This is a genomic window from Peribacillus sp. NPDC058002 (assembly GCF_042886655.1).
Taxonomy (GTDB): domain Bacteria; phylum Bacillota; class Bacilli; order Bacillales; family DSM-1321; genus Peribacillus; species Peribacillus aracenensis.
Window position 1 is genome coordinate 1 of the sequence record NZ_JBHVQU010000415.1, and the last position, 2,196, is coordinate 2,196.

Sequence of the window (2,196 nt, forward strand, 5' to 3'; positions counted from 1 at the left end):
ATATTGAGTAATTCCCTTTGCCGTTTCACCACGATCCAGCATGGAAGATAGGTCGTGTTCAAAATCCACTTTATCAAGGCCTGTTACATCGATTTCAACAAGTTGAATTTTCTTCCGAGTCCGTTCAGGCAATTTCGCCGTACCATTTTCCATACTTTCCATATCAATATCAAATAAATATATGGAGTTGCATCTAGTCGCCAGATACTCTAAATCCAAATCATCGCAATTGCCTGCACCAACGATAGCCACTTTATCTGCGAACGCTTTTTTCGAAAAAACGGCATCGAATAGTCCTGTAACTTGTAGACGATGCTGTTGCCACCTCAAGTTTCTGTATTCATCCCGATTATGATTCATTTTTCTTTGATACATTTCCAAGTCAATCTCTCCCTTTAGGGTACTAACGATTTATTTATTGTAACAAAGTATCCCGATATTTTGGAGGGCAGGCAATTTAGATTTGGCACCGGGAAAAGATCGGCTCAATTTCCATAGTAAAATGAGCGATAACAATGTTAGAATAATATGGTAATTATTGATAAGTAGCAGAGATTACAGGAGGGTGTTCCTTGAGTAAAACAAAAAAGATTTTACTTACTTTACTAGGTATTTTTTCAATCATCGTCGCCGGAGTGGTGATACTTTTGTTTTCATTCACGCAGAGTATGAAAGCAGATCCCGCTAAAGAAAAGAAGATCCGGGATCAAGCTGAACGATATTTAAGGAAAACTTTTGATGACGGAACCGAAATATATGATGTCCTATACGACAATATGGGAAACCGGGGCAATTTTGAATACGCAGCTAAAGTGAAACATGAAAAATATGATACTCAATTTCTAGTTTTCTTTAATGAGGAAACAGGGGAAATGGAGGATACATTCATATCAGATAAATGGCAGGATGATGCAGAAAAAGAAATAAGGCCTTATGTTGAAAAAGAACTTGGTGACGTATTGACTTCCAAAGAAATGGGAGATATTGCAGAGAGTGATGAGTGGAAGGAGATTCAGGAAGAAATAGGCGATCATAATCAATTACTCTTGGTCTTTGATGAGGAGATCGGGAAAGAATTGAAGATTGATCCGAATAAACCTGCCAGCTATAAAGATTACGAAGTGTCCCCAACCATTCGGATAACCCTTTCACGTAAGAAACAGGACGCAGATGAAGGCCGCTTCACCAAAATTATCAATGCCCTAATAAAAGATGGCATTCTTAAACATGGAAATATGATTGTAGAATATATTAGTGCCAATGGTGTGCCACTTGAAGATGAGGAATGGAGTAAAAAGTTTTAAAACCATCCTATAGTTTAACAGTAAGGTAAAGAGCAGCATTCTAGCCTGCCGCTCTTTACCTTTTTTGTTTACGGGAGACAAACCCTTCAATATGGCATTTTTCTCTAGCAATCTATCCTATTTTTTGGTCGGGAATATTTTTGATTTTGCTGATGGTCTTTTTTTTCATGCCATTTGCCGTTAGTACGCAAACCATACTGAAGATGAATAAACAAAGGAAAAAGATCCAAGCTGCACGATAGCTTTCTGTCAAATCATAGATTAAACCCGAAACGATCACTCCCAATGAACCTGCTGCCACAAAAAATACTTGCACGATGCCAAAGATGGAGCCGAAGTCTTTCTTTCCAAAGATATCATTTGTCATGAAGGGAGGCCCTAGGGTGGATATCACTATGCTAAAGCCAAACGCGATGGCGAATAGGAATGCGAATGCCTGTGTTTTCGCTAACAATAGTGCTGCCATTGCGATTGTCATGCAAATCCCTACATAAATGGCACCGCCAGCCGTACCGAACTTATCCAATACAGCTCCTAGAATCAATTTCCCTACCGTATTTGCCAAAGATAGTATTCCGAAAATGGTTCCTGCAAAGATGGCTGGATGCCCTATGTCGATCAGATATGCCGGGATATGCATTTGCACCCCTCCTGCAACCAATGCAAAACAAACGATTCCCAGGACGAAAATCCAAAACATTGCCGTCTTCTTTGCTTCTCTCATCGTTAAGCCCTTCTGTTCAGATTCCACAGTCGTTTCGGCCATTTCCATGTTGTCAGAGCCCAGTGGAACAAGCCCCTTTTCCGCGGGACTTTTCTTTGCAAATAGTAAAACCAAGGGTAATGTTAAGACAATTATCAGTATCCCTGCTATTACGTAGGCTGTTCTCCA

Annotated in this window: 3 protein-coding genes; 1 reads left to right on the top strand and 2 read right to left on the bottom strand. The window is 39.9% G+C overall.

The genetic code is table 11. From position 1 onward, the window contains the following. A partial coding sequence (locus ACFVSH_RS25755) for a hypothetical protein (protein WP_387708610.1) occupies nucleotides 1-381 on the bottom strand: 381 nt, incomplete at its 3' end. A 191-nt stretch (nucleotides 382-572) separates the two neighbouring features. Between ACFVSH_RS25755 and ACFVSH_RS25760 the strand changes: the two genes are divergently transcribed. Next, a complete protein-coding gene (locus tag ACFVSH_RS25760) occupies nucleotides 573-1,304 on the top strand; it encodes a hypothetical protein (protein ID WP_387708612.1) in 732 nt (243 codons plus the stop codon). A 112-nt stretch (nucleotides 1,305-1,416) separates the two neighbouring features. On the opposite strand, the gene ACFVSH_RS25765 is transcribed toward ACFVSH_RS25760, so the two are convergent. After that, a partial coding sequence (locus tag ACFVSH_RS25765; RefSeq protein ID WP_387708614.1) for an MFS transporter occupies nucleotides 1,417-2,196 on the bottom strand: 780 nt, incomplete at its 5' end.